Below are 19867 nucleotides of genomic sequence, written 5' to 3' on the forward strand. Positions count from 1 at the left end.
GTGAGCGCGCGCCCGGACAGAGGCCAACGCAGCCTCACGAGTTCGATCCTCGAGCGCAATGCGCACGTGGTCGTTTTCCATCCCGACGACGACGACGGGGTGACGCTCACGAACCACCTTCGGCGCATGGGTTTTCAGGTCGAACGATGCTGGCCGCCCGTGGAGACGTTGCCGGAGCGTGTCGACCTGGTGTTCCGCGCGTTGCGGCCTGACGAGCGCGCGCCGAAGGGCGAATGGTCGGGACCGGATGCGCCGCCCGTCATCTGCGTGGTGGCCTACGAGAATCCGACCTTCATCGATCAGGCGATCAAGCTCGGAGCGGACGGCATCGTGACGACGCCGGTGCGCGCATCGGGGTTGCTGTCGACCGTGGTGATGGCGCTGTATCACGCAAAGCGTTCGCGCCAGCACGCGCAGCGTATCGCCAAGTTGGAACAGAAGCTGCTCGACAGCCGGCATTTGCAGGAAGCGAAAAAAATTCTGATGACCATGCATCGCGTGAGCGAACGCGAGGCGTACGACATGCTGCGCGCGCAGGCGATGGAGAAGCGCATAACTATCGACGACATCTGCCACTCCGTCATTCAGGCAGGCGAAGTGCTGCAGATTTCTCGCGGCATGACGTCAGGCGAGGGACGCGATATAGAGTGAGCGCGCCGTCGCTCGATCGATTAACAGACATGCAAACATCTGCACCGGAGCTTCGAACATGGATCTGCAATTGAAGGGTTTGAAGGCGATCGTGACCGGCGGTACCAAGGGCATTGGACTCGCCATTGCGCGGACGCTCGCAGCGGAAGGTGCTGAGGTCGCCATATGCGCACGCGATCAGGCTGCTGTCGACGTGACCGTAAGCGCGCTCGCCGAACTGAGCGGCGCGCGGGCCTCGGGCGCGGCAGTCGATGTATCGGATGGCGCCGCGCTGAAAGCGTGGGTCGAGCGTATCGGCTCGGAGTGGAGCGGCCTCGATATCGTGGTGGCGAATGTGAGCGCGCTCGCAATCGGCAACGACATTCAATCGTGGCGCAAGGAGTTCGAGACCGATCTGCTCGGCACCGTCAATCTCGTCGAAGCGGCGATGCCGTATCTCGAAGCGAGCCGGGCCGCGTCGATCGTCGCGATATCGAGCGTCTCGGGACGCGAGATCGATTTCGCAGCGGGTCCTTATGGCGTGTTCAAGGCCGCGCTCGTTCATTACATGCAGGGGCTCGCGAATCAGCTCGCGTCGAAAGGCATTCGCGCAAACACGGTGTCGCCCGGCAATGTCTATTTCGAGGGCGGCGTGTGGGACTGGATCGAGCATAACGATGCGGCACTATTCGAACGCGCACTCGCATTGAATCCGACCGGGCGCATGGGACGCCCGCAGGAAATCGCCAACGCGGTGGCGTTCATCGCGAGTCCGGCGGCGAGCTTTGTGAGCGGCACGAACTTCGTCGTCGACGGAGCACTCACGCGCGGCGTGCAGCTCTGACACGCGGTCAACTCAAGAGGAGCATGGAATGGAACGAGGCAGTGCGATGGATATCGATCTGGACGCCCTGACGGTCGAGGCCGTACAGGCGGGTTTCAAGGCCGGCACATTCACGGCCGAGCAGCTGGCGCGCGCCTGTTTCGCCAGGATCGAGCGCGACAACGGGAAGTACAACGCGGTGATCTTCCTGAACCCGGCGGCAATCGACGACGCGCGCCGGATCGACGAACGGCGCGCTGCCGGTGAACCGCTGGGTCCGCTTGCGGGGGTGCCGGTCGTCATCAAGGATCCTATGGACATGGTCGGCTTTCCGACTACCGCGGGATGGGCGAAGTTGTACAGCAAGAAAGGCGGCGTCGACCTCATGCCCGAGCGTGATGCGCCGGTCGTCGCGCGGATGCGCCGCGCGGGTGCGATTCTGCTCGGCAAGACGAACGTGCCGATCCTGAGCCATACCGGCTCGCATGCGAACGATAGCTGGGCCGGCCCCACGATCAATGTAGTGATGCCCGATCGGGTGCCAGGCGGCAGCAGTGCGGGGACGGCATCGGCGGTTGCGTCGTGCATGGCTGTACTCGGCCTCGCGGAAGAGACCGGCGGATCGATTCAGAACCCCGCGTCGGCGCAGAACCTCGTTGGAATCAAACCGACTATCGGGCTGGTGCCGAATGCGGGCGTGGTGCCGCTGTCGGGTAATCGCGATGTGGTGGGGCCCATTGCACGAAACGTGAGGGATGCCGCGCTGTGCCTCGACGTGCTCGCGGGCTATTCGAGCGAAGATCCGAAGACGCTCGCGAGCGTCGGCCGGCAACCGGAAGGTGGTTATACCGCGGCGCTAGACCCGAAGGCGTTGAACGGCAAGCGCATCGGTCTGTATGGCCCGGGCTGGCGCAATCAACCGTTGTCCGATGAAGCTGCCGTGCTGTATGAGCGGGTCAAGGGCGAACTGGTTGGTCTGGGTGCGATTCTCGTCGACGATCCGTTCGCGGGCTCCGGGTTCGCCGAACTGAGGAAGCCGACTCCGCCGCTGGCGCATTTCGATGCGCGCGGTCTCGAGTCGATTCCGTATGATCTGGAGAAGTATCTTCAGCGACTCGGCAAGCATGCGTCGCTGAAGACCTTCGCGGAATTCGCTGCGGCGACGAAGGGCGACGATGTTTTTGGGGCGCAGGGGATACTGCGGTATATGCATAGTCTCGCGGATTTCAAGGCCGCGCTGGCTGATCCGTCGGTGCCGCCGGAGATGCCTGAATTCGTCGAAGTGAAGGCGCGTTATCTGCGGATTTTCAATGCGGTGATGGATGCGCAACGGCTCGATGCACTGGTGTTTCCGCAGATGCGAGGTGAGCTTCCTGCGCTTCATGGTAAGGATGTCATTCAGGAGACGACGGTAGGTGAGATCAATATTGCGGGTTTGCCGGGGATTGCGGTGCCTGCGGGGTTTTACGCGTCGGGGGCGCCGTTTGGGGTGATTTTTGTGGGGCGGCAATGGGACGAGGGGGCGTTGTTAGGGTTTGCTTATGCTTATGAGTTGGGGGTGGGGAGGGGACGCTAGGGGCGGCAGTTGTCGCGGGACTGTCTGAATTTTCGTGTGCAAGACAGATAAAGGTCCGCCTGCTGGCAGGCCGATCGGTTCATTGCCGCTTTCCAGTCGTGCGCGGCGCGACTCCAGTCTGCGGTGATGTTGTTCAGCGCCAGCCAGAGGAGTTTGGTCGCAGCGTCGTCACTTGGGACGTGGCCGGGCAGGGGCTTTGCCGTCGTTGCCGGCGAAGTACGCACGCTTGCGCAAAGCTGTGCGCAGGCGACGAAGGAAATCAAGCAACTGATCGACGATTCGGCTAGCAAGGTTGGCTCGGGCGCGCAACTGGCATCGAGCGCCGGGGATGCGATGCATGAAGTCGTCGGCAGCGCCCAGCGCGTCGGCGCCATCGTAGCGGCAATGGCGCTTGCATCGGACGAGCAAGGCGTCGGCATCGCGTAGGTCAACCAGGCGGTGTCCCAACTCGACGAGCTGACCCAGCAGAATGCGGCCCTTGTCGAGGAGTCATCGGCGATCGCTGACTTTCTCAAGGAACAGTCGCGAAAACTCTCGGAAGCGGTCGGATGGTTTCAACTGACCGAGACATAATCAAGGTGCGACGGTTGCGACGTCAAGACGACAAGACGTCAAGCTTTGCCGGAATTGTGGGCGGACCGGGTCGGCGCCAGTTCGCGCATGGGTCGCGCGGCTGTCACATTAGTCCAGGCTATTGCACCTAGAAGTGGAGCGTGTCGGATTTGCCAGGCGTTTGCTGCACCTCGCCTTCCCCCTGTGTTGTCCGCCGATACTGACCGGGGGCAACAGCCATTACACGCTTGAATGCGCTGCTGAAGGCACTCTCGGATGAGTACCCGACCGCAATGCTACTGAGCACAATGGCTAACCGTTGGTCGCCAAAGCCTTTCAACCACCCCTCGTCGCCGTTCGGCGCATGAGCCAAATAGGCCCGCAATGTCTGAATGAATAACAATTGCGCCAGCCCCGATATTACGATCCCCATCGGACCATCGTCGATAACGTGATGCTCTCGCGCCGCGTTATCACGGCCGCCGTAATCTGGCCGAGGCGCGTGTGCAGGCGCTTCGTTTGCTGGACAAGGTCGGCTTGCTCGCTCACGCGGACAAGTATCCGCATCAGTTGTCGGGCGGCCAGCAGCAACGCGTGGCCATTGCGCGGGCGCTGGCGATGGAACCGGCCGTCATGCTGTTCGACGAGCCGACTTCCGCGCTGGACCCGGAACTCGTCGGCGATGTGCTGAAGGTGATTTCCACGCTCGCCGACGAGGGGATGACGATGCTGATCGTCACGCACGAAATGGACTTCGCGATGTCGATCTCCGATCGCATCGTGTTCATGGAGGACGGCGTCGTCAAGATGGCGGCGTCGCCCGACGAGATCCGCCACCGTGCGGATGCCGAACGCGTCCGGCGCTTCATGGGCACGGACGACGTGCGCGAAGCGCCGCACTCGGTGCAGTCCGCGCGCGCGCCATATCGCCAGTCCCGTTTCACTCGTCAATCAGGGCGCGCTCGGTAGCGCCTGACCTTAAACCGTATATCTCCGGGCCGGTCTCCGCCGTTCGCATCGCGCGATATGGTCGGCGGGCGGCGCGCCGGAGCAGGAGCCTCGTTCCAATGAAACTCGTCAGCTTTCTCCACGCGGGGCGTTCGTCATATGGGGTCGTCGTCGATGGCGGAATCGTCGATGCCGCACCGTTTGCCACGCGCCTCGGCGCCACGTTGAAAGAAGCGCTGGAGCGCGAATCGCTCGGTGCGCTCGCCGACCACGCAGCGCGGGCGGACGTCACGCTTGCATTCGCCGACGTCGAACTGCTGCCCGTGATTCCCGATCCACAGAAAATCCTCTGCGTTGGCATCAATTACCTTTCGCACGTCAAGGAGACCGGACGCGAGGTGCCCGACAAACCGATGATCTTCGCGCGCTTTGCCGACTCGCAGACGGCGCACGACGCGCCGATCGTTCGTCCGTCGGTATCGGAGCGGCTCGATTTCGAGGGCGAGCTTGCCGTCGTGATCGGCAGGCGCGCGTCACGTGAGGGCGGCGGATGCATTCGACGTGATCGCCGGCTATGCCTGCTACAACGACGGCAGCGTGCGTCGCAGTTCACGCCGGGCAAGAACTTTCCGCAGACGGGCGGCTTCGGGCCGTGGCTGGTTACGCGCGACGAAGTCGGCGATCCGTCGCGGCTTTCGCTGACCACGCGCCTGAACGGTGAGGTCATGCCGCGGGCCACCACCGACGACCTGATTTTCCCGATACCGCAACTGATCGAATATTGCTCGACGTTCTGCACGCTGCTGCCGGGCGACGGGATCATCACCGGCACGACGGGCGGCGTGGGCGCGTTCCGCGATCCGCCGCTATGGATGAAAGCCGGCGACGTGGTCGAAGTGGAGATTTCGCGGATCGGGACGCTGCGGAATCAGGTCGCGGATGAGATGTAGGTGGTTTGCGGGTGGCCTTGACTGACCGAGATCGGCGCGCTCACGACGCATCCGTTCAAGTGCCTGTCCGAGGTACGCGATGCCAAGGTCGCTTCGGGTTCACAGGTCGCATCGAACTCTGGCGATACGACCAACGATGAATCGCGAGAGGAGCAAAACCAGGCTTCCCGTCTACTGGCGTCCCGCCATATCAGAGCACTCAGTTCCCGGGGTAGTGTCCGGCCGCAATATCCTCCAACAGCGTCCCGTGCGTCGGCGCCCAACCCAGCAGCGAACGCGTGCGTGCGCTGGAGGCCGGGGCGTCGGCACCGAAGAACATGCCCAGCCAGTCAAAGTGAGCCTGTGCGCGGTCGACGGGAATCGATTCCACCGGCACGTCCAGGAACTGACCGAGCGCCGTCGCGATGTCGCGCGTAGCGACGCCCTCTTCGGCGACGGCGTGCAGCACGCTGCCCGGCGTCGCCTTGTCGATCGCGAGTTGCACGAGCTTGCCGGCATCGAGCCGGTTCACCGCCGGCCAGCGGTTCTGGCCCTCGCCGATGTAGCCTGAAACGCGCTTTTCGCGAGCGATGCGCGCCAGCACCGCGACGAATCCGTGGTCGCCGCCCGCGCCGTGCACCGTCGGCGCAAAGCGCACGACCATCGACCGGATATCGCGCTCGGCGAGGCCCAGTGTGTAGGCCGCGTTGGCGATGCGCGGGTGGACCCCGGCGCCCGGCATGTCCTCCTCGGTGCCCACGCGGCCCGGGGCTAGCCCCAGCGTGCCCGAGGCGATCAGCAGCGGGCCGCCAGTGCCTTGCAACACGTCGGCGAACGTGTCGATGGCCGCGCGATCGGTCTGTGCCGCAGCCGCCATCTGCGAGAAGTCGTGGTTGTAGCCGAGGTGCACGACGCCCTCGGCTAGCGTGGCTGCGCCGCGCAGGCTGGCGAGGTCGTCCAGGCTGCCGCGCACCACTTCGGCACCAAGCCTGGCGATCTTGGCTGCGGATTCGTCGTTGCGGGCGAGGCCGAGAACGTGGTGTCCCGCCGAGATGAGTTCTTTGACGCTGGCCGAGCCGATCCAGCCCGAGGCGCCGGTGACGAGAATTCGCATGAGATACATCCACGATGTCATTGAGTGACATCAGTATAGGCTTACGATGTCACTCTGTGTCAACACAAGAGAGAAAAAATATGGGTCGCTGGGAGCCCGATGCCGAGAGCCGTTTCCGTGCGGCGGCCATCGAACTGTTCGGAGAGATCGGTTACGAACAGACGACCGTGGCAGCCATCGCGGAGCGCGCGGGGCTGACTGCGCGAACGTTCTTTCGCTACTTCGCGGATAAGCGCGAAGTGCTGTTCAACGGTTCCGAACGTCTTCAGCAGACGATGGTCGATGCGTTGGCCCAGGCGCCGGCCGAGGCATCGGCGGTAGACGCGCTCGCCGCCGCCTTGACGAAGGCCGGAGATTTCTTCGATGACGACCGGCGCCCGTTCGCGCGCATGCGCAGCACGGTGATCGCGGCCAACACGGACCTGCGCGAGCGTGAGCTGATCAAACTGGCGACGCTGTCCGCGGCACTCGCGCAGGCGCTGCGCGAGCGCGGTGTCGGCGAGCCGGACGCGAGCCTCGCGGCCGAGGCCGGCATCGCCGTCTTTCGGGTCGCGTTCGCACAATGGGTAGGCGAATCCGAGCGACGCAGCTACGGCGAGATCGTGAAGGAATCGCTTGCGCGACTGAGAGCGCTCGTGGCCAGTTGAAGCGACGTTGGTTGAATCGCGATGCTCAAGGAGAATTGCGTCCTTCTTCGAGCAGCCAATCGCGAAAGAGCGAAACCACTTCACGTGCCGACGCAGCCGGACTGCTGACGACGCAATACGTGTCGCTGAGCGGTACGCGCAGCGGAAACGGTTCGATGAGCTGTCCGCTGCTCAACGCGGCGGTCGCGAGCGCAGGCGTGGTCGCGACGATGCCGCGTCCCGCGATCGCGCAGATGCCGGGCGAGCGGATCGGGCTGATCGGCCATTCGCTCGGCGGCGCGTTGGCACTGAAGCTCGCGGCGAGCGAAGCACGCGTGTCGAAAGTGATGACGACCGCGACGCTCGGTGCGCCGTTTCCGATGAAGAAGCCGTGCGGCGCGTGTGGACCTTTCCCGCCGACCGCGCCGCGCTGATCGATGAAGCGTATCTATCCGCCCGCGAAAAGATTCTCTTCGACGGCGATTACCGGCGCTATTTCTCGGCGATGTTCGAGGGCGAAAAGCAGCGCTATATCGACCGGCTCGTGCTGGACGACGAACTCGCGCGCATTCACGCCGACGTGTTGATGCTGCACGGGCGCGACGATCCGGGCTTTCCGCCCGATTCACTTACCCTGGCGCTCAGCCGCTCATTACCGCACGCCGACGTCGCGTTGCTTGCGCACTGCTCGCATTCGATCGCGTATGAGCAGCCCAGCAAGTTTCTGCTGCTGGCCAATGCATTTTTTGGCGGCGAACCAGGAAGTCACTGACATGGCAAAGCAAAGCAAAGCAAAGCGAAACACGGCTACGTTCTAGTGGGCAAAGTGATTGACGGACCGTTAAACGCACCACGCTTGCACGGCGCGGTTGCGATCGAAGGTGAGCGCATTGCATGGGTCGGCGAAAAAACCGCGCTGCCCGAGCGCTTTTGTACCGATGCGTTCGAACGAATCGCGTTGCCGGGCGCAGCATCATGCCCGGGCTGATCGACGCGCGCACTCACATCTCCTTCGGCGAGGCGCGTTCGGAAGAGGAGCTTGCGCTCTACACGCCGGTCGAGTTTCGCGCGCTCAAGGCGATCTGGCATGCGAAGAAGGTGCTGCAGGCCGGCGTGACGAGCGCGTTCGACGCGGCAACAACGTACAACGTCGCGCAATCGGTGCGCGATGCAATCGATAGTGGCATGTTCGACGGGCCGCGTTTTGCGGTGAGCGGGCGGCAGCTCACCTCGCATCAGGGTCTCGAGGATTCGTTTCCGAATAGCATGGAATTTCCGCCGGGCCACGTGGGCGTGCTGATCCGCGACGCGAGCGATCTGATCGAGCAGATCCGTTATCAGGTGAAAGACGGCGTCGATGCGATCAAGGTGTCCGGTTCCAATGATTCGCTGATCACACCCGACTCGCTCGACGGCGCCGCATACATGGATGAAGAGTTCGCGACGATCGCGAAGGAAGCGCATCGCCTCGGCCGCATGTGCACGGTGCATGCACGCTCGCGCGATGCGGGGATCGGTGCGGCGCTTTCATCATGACGACCGTTCCGCTTTCGTCGCTCGCAACGGTGATTCGCAGCAAGAATGCCGGACCGTTTCTGCTTACGTTCGATGTAATGTTCGAGGACGCCGCTCATTTCACCACAGTGTGGGAATCGCGCCGTTTTACGAAGGCCGCGATGGCAGAGTTGTTCGGCGTGCGGGAAAGCGCGATCACGTCGATATTTGCGGTTCCGCGCGGCCAGGCGATCAAGGTGACAATGCGCCGCCAGTTGCCGCAAGGGCGACTCGGCGAATCAGACATGTACGGCTGCCAGCAGCACGCGCCGCTGCTCGATTTCCCGATACCGCTTCGGAACGAATAGAACTCGGGGGAGAGGGAGACCAAATCGATAAACGAAAACGTTTTGCTCTTCCAGTTTTTTCAGGCCTTTTTCCAGGAGCAAACCTTCATGGTCTGTTGAGTCCTCTGTCAAACAGCGCAACCAACCGTATCATTTTCGAGCTGAAACGCTAAAGTTTTGTCAGGATCGGCCGACAATCAATTCGTGCGTGTGCTCCAAGGGCAGAGCGCTCGCACAAGTACAGGATGTCGTGGCGAACTGCCAAGCCACATCTGTCGCAGGCCGGCGACGCTGCGGTGTGTCGTTAAAAATACAATCGAAAATGATGACCAGAAAAAAACATTTGAAGACGGCGGTCTGCATGACAGTCGCCACGGGGCTGCTGTTTGTCGGATTTAGCGCCAATGCGCAGGAGTCCGCCAACGACGATCTGAATTCCTGCGTGAAGCACGAACAGATTGTCTCGACAGCCAAGGGCGTCGGTATTGGAGCATTGACCGGCTTGACCGCGATGCTCGTCTCTCACAAAAAGGACGATGCTGTCAAAGGCGCACTCATCGGCGCGGCCGTGGGCGGCGTGGCCGGATTTGCGACGGCGTACTACACGGCCGTCAACACCTGCTTCAAGAAGAATCCGGCGTGGCTGCCAGAGTCCGATATCCAGCGGACGAAGGACTACGATAACGTCAAGCGGGCTATCAAATACAAGCCGGCTCAGGGAATCATCACTCGCGCGGAATCCGTGGAAGTCGGCGGCACGGTTAAAGCCGACGGCCAGGCGAATGTCAGCAGTTCGTTCATTCTGATGACTCCAGACGGTGCGGAAGCACCGGTGACTATCGAGCGCAAGTTATACAGCGTATCGGATGACAAGGAGACCGAGGTTCCGTTCCCTGGGCGGACGTCAGAGCAGCATACCTTCGAACCTGGCGAGCAGAAGGACACCGTGCATATTCCGATTCCGCACGATGCCAAGGCAGGTAGCGTGTACCGGGTGCAGTTCAGCGTGGCCGCAGCGGACCGTCCGCCGTCAGTCGCGTCGCAGACATTCACCGTCAAGGAATAATTGAATGGCCGACCGGTTACGACCGGCCGGCCATGGCTGTTCGACGCCTTTTCCCGAAAACCTGTGGCGTTGTCCGTCTGCATGCATGTTTCCGGTTGCTCGGGCGGGTGCCGCTGTGCTCTATCTGTACGTGATGAACCTATCTCTTGCGCGCGTCGCCATAGTGTGCGGATCGCTGTTGCTGACCGCGTGTGCCGCCAGTAGCCTGCCGGGCTATCAGAACGCCTATCGCGCCTATAACGTTCCTCAGCCTCTGTTTGACCGGATCAAGGTCAAATTTCGTGAGCACGGCCTTGAGTACGCGGATATATCCCGTGACGCTACCGGGCGCGTCCAGCTGACCGGCAACTACCGGAACGAGGACGAGGTCGATCAGGCCTTCACGATTGTGCAGTCCATTGTCGGCATGAAGTCCACCTCGCCCTTCTACCCGCAGAACATCAAGGAAAAGCGCTGGGAAGTCGCGGCGGGCAAGGCGCTCAACTCATATGCCCACGACGGCCCACCGAGGTCGAGCGTTGCCGTCAAGCGGGCCCTGGTTGTGGGTTTGAACCATTTCGCCGATTCGCGCAATCTGAAAGAAATTCAGGGCAGGGACGACGCCATTGTCGTACAGGGGTATCTGAAGCGGGCCGGCTACTCGGTAACGACGTTGCTGGATGAGCGAGCGACCCAGGCAAATATCGAGGCGGCGCTGAACAACCTTGATCGGAATATCGGTCCGAACGACGACGTCTTCATTTATATCTCCAGTCACGGCACGCCGCCAGTGCCCACGCCCGGTGGTCAGGACTATCGAAAAATGTCGATTGTCGCTTACGACTCGGGTGACAGAAACACGATGCGGATGAATGATGCGACGGAGTTCTATCTCTACATTCAAAAGCATTCGGTTCCTGACACATTGGTGCAGAACGTCGCGCGCAGGCCGAGCCATTCGACGCGTGTGTTGATCGACACCTGCTACAGCGGCGACATGCTCGACGATATCCGGGATGAAAGTACCGCCTACATTCTGCAAACTAATGGTGGTGAGAAAGAGCGTGCGGGAATTTCACTGGCTTCGTGGACGACAGCGGATTTCACGTCAAAGGGCATCCGTTTTGCCGCCGACCCGGGGGACAAAGTCGGCACCGCAAAGGCACCCGCGACCATCGATCGCACCCGCAATGGCTACACCATTATCACGGCGACGAGCGTCAACGAAAAGTCATGGGGGCCTTCGGGAGGAAACACCTTCGAGAGTCCGATTGCCGGTGAGGGGCAAATCAAGGGGTCGTTTTTCACACAGTCTCTGTTCGCCTATCTGGATCGCAACAATGGCCAACTCGGTCCCGCGTTCCGGGATGCGCGTGCTTTCACGTCCATCAAGGCAGTCGAGGCGAGCCACGGCAAGGAGCATCAGACGCCTCGCCAATACTCGACGATTCCAGACGACCAGAACGCAATCAATTAACTACCAGTGGCGCCTGCTCGTCGAGCGCCTGAAAAACCAGAGGATAAATATGCGATATTCAATCGTGGCACTCTCTCTTGCCGCTCTGACGACGCACGCGATCGCGCAGGAGGCCTATTCCGCGAAGTCCCTCTTTTTCTCGGCGAACGATTCCGTTGTTGCGGTTGGTACCGGGCAAAAGCAGGGCGCGGATGCAAACAATGCAGTGGCAGCGGTGCAAAGCCCGGAAAGCCAGGTGCCGATGCCGGTAAAAGTTTCGCAGAAGAAAAAGCGTGCTCCGCAGATTGGCGCGAGCTACTTCGTCCGTCTCAAAGACGACGACGGCACGACGCACGACGTACTGACGCGTCGCATCTTCAGGAGCGGCGAGAAGTTCCAGCTTGGTGTCAAGGTCAACCGCCCGTCGTACGTGTACATCCTGAATGAGGCACCGGACGGGAGCATCACGCAAATTTATCCGCAGCCGTCGCAGGATAATTTTGTCGATGCAATGGGTATTGTTTTCTTCCCGGCGAAGGGCTCTTTCCAGTTCGACGACAAGCCCGGAATGGAAAAGCTCATGGTGTATCTGTCGCCGGAACGCGCGCATGGGGACATCACGCGCCGCCTGCGTACCGCGGCGCCTGACCTCGTTTCCAGCCCGGCAAATCTGCAGACCGCGGAAGCCGGCTCGTGTCCGGCCGCGAGCACGACAGTGATTGCAGCTGCCACTGCCGCTTCAGACGCTACGGCTCCTCTCCAGCTTGCGAGCGCGTCGCCTGATTACGCTGCCAAGGGTATCGCGTTTGCGCCGGATCAGACCGCCGGCTGCGCCGCGCAGGTCGCGCAAGCGGACGCCGCCGGATATAGCGCCAAGGGCATCGTTTTCAGCGACGATCAGACACCGGCTGCGGGCGGCCAGGTTGCATCTTACGTCGTGAAACATACGACCAGGAGCGACCAGAACCTGTACCTCAAGATCAACCTCGCGCACGAATAATCGTGCGGACCGCCCGCAAGCGGTTCGCGACGCACGTAACAGAGACCTGGAAGACATGGAACATAACCATCTGATCATCGGACTCGGCGGGTCCGGCGGCAAGATCATCCGCAATCTGAGAAAGACAATTGAACGAAACAAGGATGCACAGGGAAACAGTGCGTCGGAAGCGCGGTTCGAGTATCTGTATGTCGACACATCCACCGACGAAGTCGACAAACACGACGAGTGGAAGGTTCTCGGCAAGGAGATCGATCTCGCCCGCAGCCAGTACATGATCAATACGGCGAGCAGTGTTCGTCCGGTTCTTGACGACCCGAATTCGTTCCCGGGGCTGCGTGACTGGGTTGAACCCAAGAGTGTCTTTGACTTTGTGAAACCCGGTATCGCCGGCGCGGCACAGCGTCGCAAGTTGGGCCGACTTGTGTTTGCACAGAATGCATCGCAATTCGTCAAGGCTGTAGAAGACCGGATGCGGGTGCTCCAGGAAGGCCCCGGGCGGGCTGGGGCAGTGATTCACGTGGTTTGCGGCCTCGCCGGCGGAACTGGCAGCGGCTCGGTCGTCGATGCGGTTGCACTGATTCGAAACAAGTATCCGGACCAGGACCGCTACAGGATCATCATCTACGCGCTGCTTCCAGAGAAGGATTCCCGCCGTGTACGCGATGTGGCCGGTTCATCGAATTACTACGCGAACGGCTACGCCGCGCTCGCGGAGCTGAACGCGATGGCGGTCGGCAAATATCACCCTGCGAATGTGCTTGACGGCTCCGCTATGGAGCACGATGTCTATTTCAACGGTTGTTATCTCGTGAGTAACCTCAACGAGCACAACATCCAGTTCGATATCGACTCGGAAATCCCTCGGATCGTTGCGGAGTTCATCTATCAGAAGACTCTGAACAAGGAGTGGGAAGGCCTCGGCCGCGCGGAGAAGGGCGAAAACGACATCAAGAACTTTGAAAGCGAAGATGGAATCGGCAAGGCGCGCGCCAAGCTGTTCCTGTCGTTCGGGGTCGAACGCATTGTCGTTCCAGAGCAGGAAATCAAGGAATATCTCGCGTACGGGTTTGCCGAGCAGGCAACCCGGCAGTTGATGTTCAACAATTTCCGTCAGGGGGAGGGTTACGCAGACGAGCCTGTTCAGAAGGACTGGGGTAGCGAAGCGCGCAAGCCGGATACGCTGCAGGGCATGTTGCTCAGCGGCCAGCATCTGATGCTGGAAGTGGGGATCCTCGAGGATGATGCAAAGAGCGGCGGCTGGAAGCCGGCCAATGAATTCTGGAAGCAGGTCGTTGGCGTCGTGGCGCCGGACATTCGAAATGACTCCACGCTCGAGCAAACGACCTGGACGCATGCGCTTAACACTCGCCTCGCGAAAGTCTTCGACGAAACCTACAGAAAGCTTGGCGGCGTTCGCAAGTTTTACGAAATCAAGGGAAATGCTCGACTCGAAATGGCGCGGCATATTGGGCGTCAGATCGAAAAGGAGCTGTTCGGTCGCTGGAAGATCGGTACGCACTCCCTGATCCAGTTGCGCCAGTTCACAGATGCCTTGATTGCACTGCTTGGCGAGCGTCAGGCCGTATTTGCCGACGAGATCACCAAGGCTCCGGCTTCGCAGGCAGCCGTCCAGCAGAGCATCGACGAGTTGTCCACGCAGTTCAACAAGGTCGGCTTTTTCGGTCAGCATCTGACTGATAAGCGCGGCGCACTGTTCGCCGAGATCACCGCCCGCTATCAGGATCTGTACGCAATGCGTACTTTGCAGGAAGGGCACAAGTTCGCCGGCAGTCTCGTTCCTTTCATCAAGGACGAACTCACCTCGCTGCGTGGCCACATCGACGATTTGCACCAGCTTCTTGCCGCTGCGACAGAGAAGGTGCATCAGGAGCAGGCGGCGCGGCTCGCCGGTGCGGATGCAATCTATCAGCAGCGAATTTTCGACCGCAACGCAATCAGCAACATCATGAAGGCGGTCGTGGTCGACGAACCGAGCCAGATTGCCCGCACGCAGAAGGTGCGTCAGTCCGTCATTGATCTGGCAGGCGCCGAGGTCGATTCGTTCGATAAGCTCGTGCGAAACGTATCGCTGGGATCCATCATTTCCACGATTTCGCAAACGTCCGCCACGATCGTCGAAATGGCACACGCGGAGATTTCGAAAACTTTGCCGCCGGTGCTGCAGGTCAACATCGTGGAGCGTCTGCAAAAGCAGTATGACGCCAACCAGAATGGCCTGAAGGCTTTTGTGTCGGGGCTGTATGAAAAGTCCGGCACGATGATTCAGTACAACAAGACGGAAGTCGACCGCTCGGTGTCGAACAACGCTGGCGGTTCACGCGGTACGGCGAACACGGTGGCGGTGTTCCTGCCGGAGTGCGAAAGCCAGAAGGATTTCCACGCGGGGCTCGCAACGCTGTTCGAACAGCAGAAGGATCCCGCTTCGGATACGGTTGTTGCGCCAGGCAAGCTCTCGAACGAGATCGTCATTCTGAAAATTGCATCGCTCATGCCGGTGCGTTTCATCGACACGCTGTCGATGCTAAAGCGCCACTACGACGGACTGCTCGGCGACTTCAACGAGTCGCATCTGCTGCACAGCGACGGAGACGGCAAAAAGCTGCCGCCGCTATACGCACGGTCGTCGGCTGAAGTGGCGGCGCAGGCGAAGCGCAAACCATACCTGCTTGTCGCTCGACTCATGGAAATGATCAGGCAGCGCGAGAACAAAACTACGGGCGAGCAGGAGTGGGCTTTCATTTACAAGGCAAATGGCTTGCCGGCGTCGAAGGTGTTGCGCGGCGGCACGTGGCAAACCGTCATTGACGATGAGCTTCCCGCCGACATCCAGACTTTGATCGAGCGGGAAGTGAGCAAGCGCGTTGACGCCGAGCTCAAGCACAAGGACGAGAAGCAGAAATTGTTCGACCGTTACATCGACTTTGCTACCGCGCGTTTCGCCGAGGCTGGCGACGACGACCAGGATCCCCAATATCTGGCCTTGAGCGCGATGCAGCAATCCATCCGGGACATCATCGGCCTTCAGGCCGTCGCCGAATAATAGTCATCCAACACTCAAGACTGAAAACTGGAACATGCCAACTTACAAGTGTCCCACCATCGGAGATTGCGAAAGGGCGAACGCCGGCGAAATCTTCGTTCGTTCGCCGGGCGAGGATCTCCATTGCCCGGACTGTTCGACGTTGCTTGAGCTGCAGACGTCCGCGATCGCGAAAGGTCCAAACAGGAAGTTGATCGGAGCAGCGGTTGCCGTAGCTGTCGTCGTGGTCATCGGCGCCGGAGGCGGTCTCTTTTATAAGCGTTCGCACTCGGCCTCAGAGGCAACTGCGCAGATCGTGGCTGCTCCGCTCAACGGCGCCGCATCGACTTCGGCCGCAGTAGTCGCTATTGCGTCCGCCAGTTCACCGGTCGCAGCCGCGAACGTCGGAATTTCTCCGTCCGAGGCGGACATCACCGCCCAGCGCAAGGATAGCGATACGAAGCTCTCACAAGGCGACGCATCGGGAGCCGAGTCGGCCAGCAATCAGGTCGCCGCGAAGGAAATGGTGAAGGTCGCCATCGCCCAGATGTCGCAGGGCAAACTCGACGATGCGGAAAAAGAATTGAACGATGCCGCCATTCGCGATCCCAAGCAGTCGCTGGTCTACTACAACATGGCTGTTCTGCGACTCAAGCAGGGGCGTACCGACGACGCGCTCAAACAGTTCGAAGCGAGCTTTCTGAACGGATTTGCGTATTTCGACGAGATGCAGAAGGATCCGGACCTGGACGGCATTCGCAATGACCCGCGCTTCACTGCTCTGGTGAAGAAGTACCGCACGACTACGTGATGAGACCGGGGCTGAGAACAATGCTGGCTTTGAGCACGCTCGCCTTCGCGGCAGCGTGTTCAAAATCCGGTCCGCCGACGATCATTGGGCATTGGCGTGCGGAGCGCGTCCAGGTGTTTAGTGCGCAATTACCTGTCGGGCCCGAGATCGTGGTCAGCGAAAAGGAAATCTCGAGCCCGGGCACGGACGTCGATATGTCGGTGCATGGGTTTGAGGCAAAGTCTGGACAGGTAACGATCGACCTTGCCTACGGCGTCGGCCTGACCTTTTACTTTGATGGGCCGGACCGGGTCTTTCTCAAGGTTCCTCTGGTCGGCAAGGTTTACTACCGCCGGGTAGTGGATAACGCTGCGCTGGCCAGTGCAGCGTCGTCGGTTCCAATTGTTGCTCAGCCGCAGTCGGTCTCGCAAGCAGCGCCGGTTGCCGGGGCGCAGTCTGGCGGCAATCACTCTGGTCCGACGGCAGTTGGTGAGCAAACCGCATTGGCGACGCAAAGCGTTCGAGGTGGGTCGCAACCGGCAAGCGAACCAGCGGAAGCAGATGGACAATCGGCCGCCGAATATCAGCTGGCGTCCGCAGCCGCAAAGCAGGGACAGTCAGATGCAGCCATTGACCATCTGAATAGTGCGTTCAAGGCAGGGTTCCGGGATGTTGCCCGGCTGGACTCGTCGCCTGAGTTTGGCTCACTTGCCAATGACGTCCGATATCAGGCGCTGGTCGCACGTTACCGCTAACGATACGGGCAGGCCAGGACATGTCGTTCGTGTTCGGCTACGCGATTGGAATAGGTATATTGAAACTTTGCGTACGTGTGCTGCACGTTCCGACGCAGGTCGCACCACTCATCGTCGTTTGTGTGACCGTTCCCGCGATGTTCATTCTCACCCGCGCAATCTTTCGTGAATAGGCCCATGAACAAGATGCCCACCATTGCCGACTGCAAGCTATACGATCTGCCGAAGATCACGGATCCACGAGGCAACCTCACATTTATCGAAGGCGATAGACATGTTCCATTCGCGATCCAGCGTGTTTTCTACCTGTACGACGTTCCCACTGGAGAAAGCCGCGGCGCACATGCGCACCATGCGCTGAATCAGTTGGTTATCTGCCTCTCGGGCAGTTTCGACGTCGAGGTCGACGACGGCCAGAACCGCACGCGTATCCATTTGAATCGACCGTGGAAGGGTTTGCATGTGCCCCCGTTGATCTGGGCAGCAGAGGTCAACTTCGACCCCGGGTCGGTCGCGCTGGTTCTCGCGTCGGATGTCTACAACGAAGCGGACTATATCCGGGACTACGATGACTATCTGGCGTTGATGAAAGACCTGACGCAAAAGCAGGTTTGACTGAATGGACCGTGTCGTAAGTCCGGCACCAGAGCCAACGTCTGAGGCGCACCGCCAGCGCAGGGGGCCGATCGCCGCCGCTTTGTTCGTGGTGCTCGTTATTGTCGTGCTGCGGCTGGCGGTAATCGGTGGCTATCCATCCACGGATGAAGGCATCTACGAATACTACGCGCTGATTATCCATGACCGGCTATCGCAAGACCTGCGTCTTCCGAATGACGGCATGTTGATGCTCTATCCGTTAATAACGTCTTTCGTTTACTCGCTCAAGGTCAATCCAATTTTTGCCTTGCGACTGATTGATGTCGTTCCGGACGCGTTGGCGGCTGTCTTGATGCTACGAATATCAGTACGCCTGAGTGGAAGCCTGATAGCGAGCGCGCTCATTACCGCGCTGTTTTTTGTGCTGCTGAACCACCCGACATTCATTCAGTATGGATTCAAGAACAGCTTTTTCATAGCGCTCTGTCCGTTGCTATACGCGGTGATCCTGTTCTTGTCCGGGCAGCATGCCGGTACGGGCAGATTCTTTGCAATGGGAGTACTCGTCGCACTCGGCGTACTTCTGCGAGAAACGCTGCTTCTTTTCGCAGTGTTAGGGGCGGTCTCCATCTTCGTGGTGCGGGGTACTCGCGAGCTGAAGTACTTTGTGGCAGGTGGGTTGGCGGCTGGATCTCTGATACTTACAGTGGCAATCGCCTTGCGAGGCGCCGGCGGCGTATCCAGCTTGATATCCGGCTATGTCGATACCGGCGTCGGATATGGAGCGTTTGGTGATTTGCGATGGAAGCTCTTCAAGTCGAGCGGGCAACTCGCCGCGCAGGCAGCGGTCGCAGGGTTGGTCATGAGCTTGGCGGCAACGGCATGCATCGTCATCGCGTCGATTCGCGGAAGAACGACGGAATATCTTAAACCTTTTGTTTTTTGGGCCACTGTTACCGTGATTCCGTTCGTTGAGCCGCTCTCGAAACTGGGTCTGCCTTACCACTTCTCATGGTCGCTAATCGGTCTGTGCGGCATCACAAGCCTGGGTTGGAGCGCCTGCCATTTCACTGGCCGCGCGCAAAAGCTTATTTGCAGCTGCGTGTGCGTTGGCGTCTCCTTACTGCTCGTATGGCCCCAGCTTCAATTCCAGCGCAACCTTTTTTGGGGACTCACTTATCCCGCTTTCAAGGAGACGCACGGGAAATATTGGGCCGACGAGTCGATTCAGCGTAGCAATTATCTGCTCATGGCCGATCAGATCAAACGCATTGCTCCCGCTAACGCCACGCTGAGTTCGAGTGCCGCAATGCTGATACTGTATCCGCTCACGGGTCTTCGTCCACCGTGTTACGGCGTCAGTAATCTGACCGTCACGGCTGTCACGCTGCATTTCAACGTCGAAGCCATGAGACGAGCCATCGAAAGTTGTCCGGCAGACGTGGTCGTAGTGACCCAGAGAGACTTGCCCGGTAGCTCGACCGTCGTGCAAGCGATCCGCGAGCTCCCGCAGTATCGACGCGCCGGCACAGTTGATGTTTCGACTGAACGAGATTACGGAAACTCCAGCGCCGAGTTGTTCGTGCTCCAGCGTTGACGCGAGTGAATGTGCCAAGGAGCACGCAACGGCACGCTGGCATTTCAGCCTAAGCCAATATCGCGTTCCGACCGTTGGCACGTCGTCGCGCTTGTTGCATCGACTGGCTCGGACGGAGCAGCGAATGCAACACCAACGTCCGTGTAGCGAGCCGGAATACCTGAAGATCAAACCCCCGGAGAGCTGTCCCCTAAAGATAGATGCCGACGTGCAATAGCTGAAACCGCGACGCAAACTGGCGGATAACGGTTGCGATCACAACCGTCAGATAAATCGATATCCTCACAGCAATTAGGTGTATAAGAGATCCATTGATCCCTCACGGGAGATGCAGCGGCACCCCGGGAGAGTAAAGCGCAAGATGTCCTCTCGGTATTTTTTCCCTTCTGGCCGCGCAAGCATTACCAATATGTAGTTCTCTTGTCGCGCGCAGTTGTAAATTGATACAGCAACGCAGTTAGGAATTGATACACCTCGTTGTAGGGTTGCTCCTTTTGGGCGGCCCGTGATCAGCTACGAGGAGTACATGGAAATCGAGATTCTGC

The 19867-nt window shown here is 60.1% G+C and carries 20 protein-coding genes and 2 pseudogenes; 20 read left to right on the plus strand and 2 right to left on the minus strand.

Annotation, left to right across the window (positions count from 1 at the left end; translation table 11 throughout):
* The 3 genes from NE850_RS37370 to NE850_RS37380 are packed head-to-tail and all read left to right on the plus strand — an operon-like array spanning window position 1 to window position 3029.
* Complete coding sequence (locus NE850_RS37370) at window positions 1-651, plus strand: ANTAR domain-containing response regulator (RefSeq protein WP_007176238.1); 651 nt, start codon at window positions 1-3, stop codon at window positions 649-651.
* A 58-nt stretch (window positions 652-709) separates the two neighbouring features.
* Window positions 710-1474, plus strand: coding sequence for an SDR family NAD(P)-dependent oxidoreductase (locus NE850_RS37375; RefSeq protein ID WP_007176239.1), 765 nt, complete (start codon window positions 710-712; stop codon window positions 1472-1474).
* A 28-nt stretch (window positions 1475-1502) separates the two neighbouring features.
* Window positions 1503-3029 (plus strand): amidase, encoded by a 1527-nt coding sequence (locus NE850_RS37380; protein WP_007176240.1) that lies wholly within the window; start codon window positions 1503-1505, stop codon window positions 3027-3029.
* Here NE850_RS37380 and NE850_RS37385 read toward each other — a convergent pair.
* Window positions 3026-3214, minus strand: a pseudogene (locus tag NE850_RS37385) (hypothetical protein); the annotation flags it as partial. The gene NE850_RS37380 and the pseudogene NE850_RS37385 overlap by 4 nt on opposite strands.
* Between NE850_RS37385 and NE850_RS37390 the strand changes: the two are divergent.
* The 3 genes and pseudogenes from NE850_RS37390 (at window position 3156) to NE850_RS37400 (ending at window position 5479) form a co-directional block, all read left to right on the plus strand.
* On the plus strand, window positions 3156-3455 hold the full coding sequence (locus tag NE850_RS37390) for a methyl-accepting chemotaxis protein (RefSeq protein WP_197740267.1): 300 nt from the start codon (window positions 3156-3158) through the stop codon (window positions 3453-3455). The pseudogene NE850_RS37385 and the gene NE850_RS37390 overlap by 59 nt on opposite strands.
* A gap of 553 nt (window positions 3456-4008) precedes the next feature.
* Window positions 4009-4550: pseudogene (locus NE850_RS37395) on the plus strand (amino acid ABC transporter ATP-binding protein); the annotation flags it as partial.
* Window positions 4551-4648: 98 nt separating this feature from the next.
* Window positions 4649-5479 carry a fumarylacetoacetate hydrolase family protein gene (locus NE850_RS37400; RefSeq protein ID WP_007176241.1) on the plus strand — a complete coding sequence of 277 codons (831 nt, stop codon included), beginning with the start codon at window positions 4649-4651 and terminating at the stop codon, window positions 5477-5479.
* Between the two features lie 199 nt (window positions 5480-5678).
* Here NE850_RS37400 and NE850_RS37405 read toward each other — a convergent pair whose 3' ends face one another.
* A complete protein-coding gene (locus tag NE850_RS37405) occupies window positions 5679-6572 on the minus strand; it encodes an SDR family oxidoreductase (protein WP_165187806.1) in 894 nt (297 codons plus the stop codon).
* Window positions 6573-6652: 80 nt separating this feature from the next.
* Between NE850_RS37405 and NE850_RS37410 the strand changes: the two genes are divergently transcribed.
* The 14 genes from NE850_RS37410 (at window position 6653) to NE850_RS37470 (ending at window position 19322) form a co-directional block, all read left to right on the plus strand.
* Complete coding sequence (locus NE850_RS37410) at window positions 6653-7219, plus strand: TetR family transcriptional regulator (RefSeq protein WP_007176242.1); 567 nt, start codon at window positions 6653-6655, stop codon at window positions 7217-7219.
* 35 nt (window positions 7220-7254) lie between these two features.
* Window positions 7255-7632 (plus strand): lipase family protein, encoded by a 378-nt coding sequence (locus tag NE850_RS37415; protein WP_165187808.1) that lies wholly within the window; start codon window positions 7255-7257, stop codon window positions 7630-7632.
* The gene (locus tag NE850_RS37420; RefSeq protein WP_165187810.1) at window positions 7599-7970 is read left to right on the plus strand and encodes an alpha/beta fold hydrolase; all 372 of its coding nucleotides are present in this window, start codon (window positions 7599-7601) and stop codon (window positions 7968-7970) included. Before NE850_RS37415 ends, NE850_RS37420 begins: the two co-directional genes overlap by 34 nt.
* Before the next feature lie 54 nt (window positions 7971-8024).
* The gene (locus tag NE850_RS39600; protein ID WP_405044926.1) at window positions 8025-8186 is read left to right on the plus strand and encodes an imidazolonepropionase-like domain-containing protein; all 162 of its coding nucleotides are present in this window, start codon (window positions 8025-8027) and stop codon (window positions 8184-8186) included.
* Window positions 8174-8734, plus strand: coding sequence for an amidohydrolase family protein (locus tag NE850_RS37425; RefSeq protein ID WP_232064301.1), 561 nt, complete (start codon window positions 8174-8176; stop codon window positions 8732-8734). Before NE850_RS39600 ends, NE850_RS37425 begins: the two co-directional genes overlap by 13 nt.
* A complete protein-coding gene (locus tag NE850_RS37430; RefSeq protein WP_007176268.1) occupies window positions 8731-9060 on the plus strand; it encodes a DUF4387 domain-containing protein in 330 nt (109 codons plus the stop codon). The genes NE850_RS37425 and NE850_RS37430 overlap by 4 nt, the downstream gene beginning before the upstream one ends.
* 301 nt (window positions 9061-9361) lie before the next feature.
* A complete protein-coding gene (locus tag NE850_RS37435; protein WP_007176269.1) occupies window positions 9362-10105 on the plus strand; it encodes a glycine zipper family protein in 744 nt (247 codons plus the stop codon).
* A gap of 4 nt (window positions 10106-10109) precedes the next feature.
* Window positions 10110-11561, plus strand: a complete 1452-nt coding sequence (locus NE850_RS37440; RefSeq protein WP_165187812.1) for a caspase family protein — start codon at window positions 10110-10112, stop codon at window positions 11559-11561.
* A 49-nt stretch (window positions 11562-11610) separates the two neighbouring features.
* Window positions 11611-12540 (plus strand): DUF4384 domain-containing protein, encoded by a 930-nt coding sequence (locus NE850_RS37445; protein WP_007176271.1) that lies wholly within the window; start codon window positions 11611-11613, stop codon window positions 12538-12540.
* 55 nt (window positions 12541-12595) lie between these two features.
* Complete coding sequence (locus NE850_RS37450; RefSeq protein ID WP_310700238.1) at window positions 12596-15604, plus strand: tubulin-like doman-containing protein; 3009 nt, start codon at window positions 12596-12598, stop codon at window positions 15602-15604.
* Window positions 15605-15899: 295 nt separating this feature from the next.
* The gene (locus NE850_RS37455) at window positions 15900-16394 is read left to right on the plus strand and encodes a M48 family metallopeptidase (RefSeq protein ID WP_232064302.1); all 495 of its coding nucleotides are present in this window, start codon (window positions 15900-15902) and stop codon (window positions 16392-16394) included.
* A gap of 20 nt (window positions 16395-16414) precedes the next feature.
* Window positions 16415-17128, plus strand: a complete 714-nt coding sequence (locus tag NE850_RS37460; RefSeq protein ID WP_232064303.1) for a TPR end-of-group domain-containing protein — start codon at window positions 16415-16417, stop codon at window positions 17126-17128.
* 177 nt (window positions 17129-17305) lie between these two features.
* On the plus strand, window positions 17306-17743 hold the full coding sequence (locus NE850_RS37465; RefSeq protein WP_405044925.1) for a sugar 3,4-ketoisomerase: 438 nt from the start codon (window positions 17306-17308) through the stop codon (window positions 17741-17743).
* Between the two features lie 4 nt (window positions 17744-17747).
* Window positions 17748-19322: a hypothetical protein gene (locus NE850_RS37470; protein ID WP_310700239.1), complete on the plus strand. Its 1575-nt coding sequence runs from the start codon at window positions 17748-17750 to the stop codon at window positions 19320-19322.
* The last annotated feature ends 545 nt before the right edge of the window (window positions 19323-19867 follow it).

This window comes from Paraburkholderia sp. USG1, from assembly GCF_031570135.1.
GTDB classification, from domain to species: Bacteria; Pseudomonadota; Gammaproteobacteria; order Burkholderiales; family Burkholderiaceae; genus Paraburkholderia; species Paraburkholderia dioscoreae.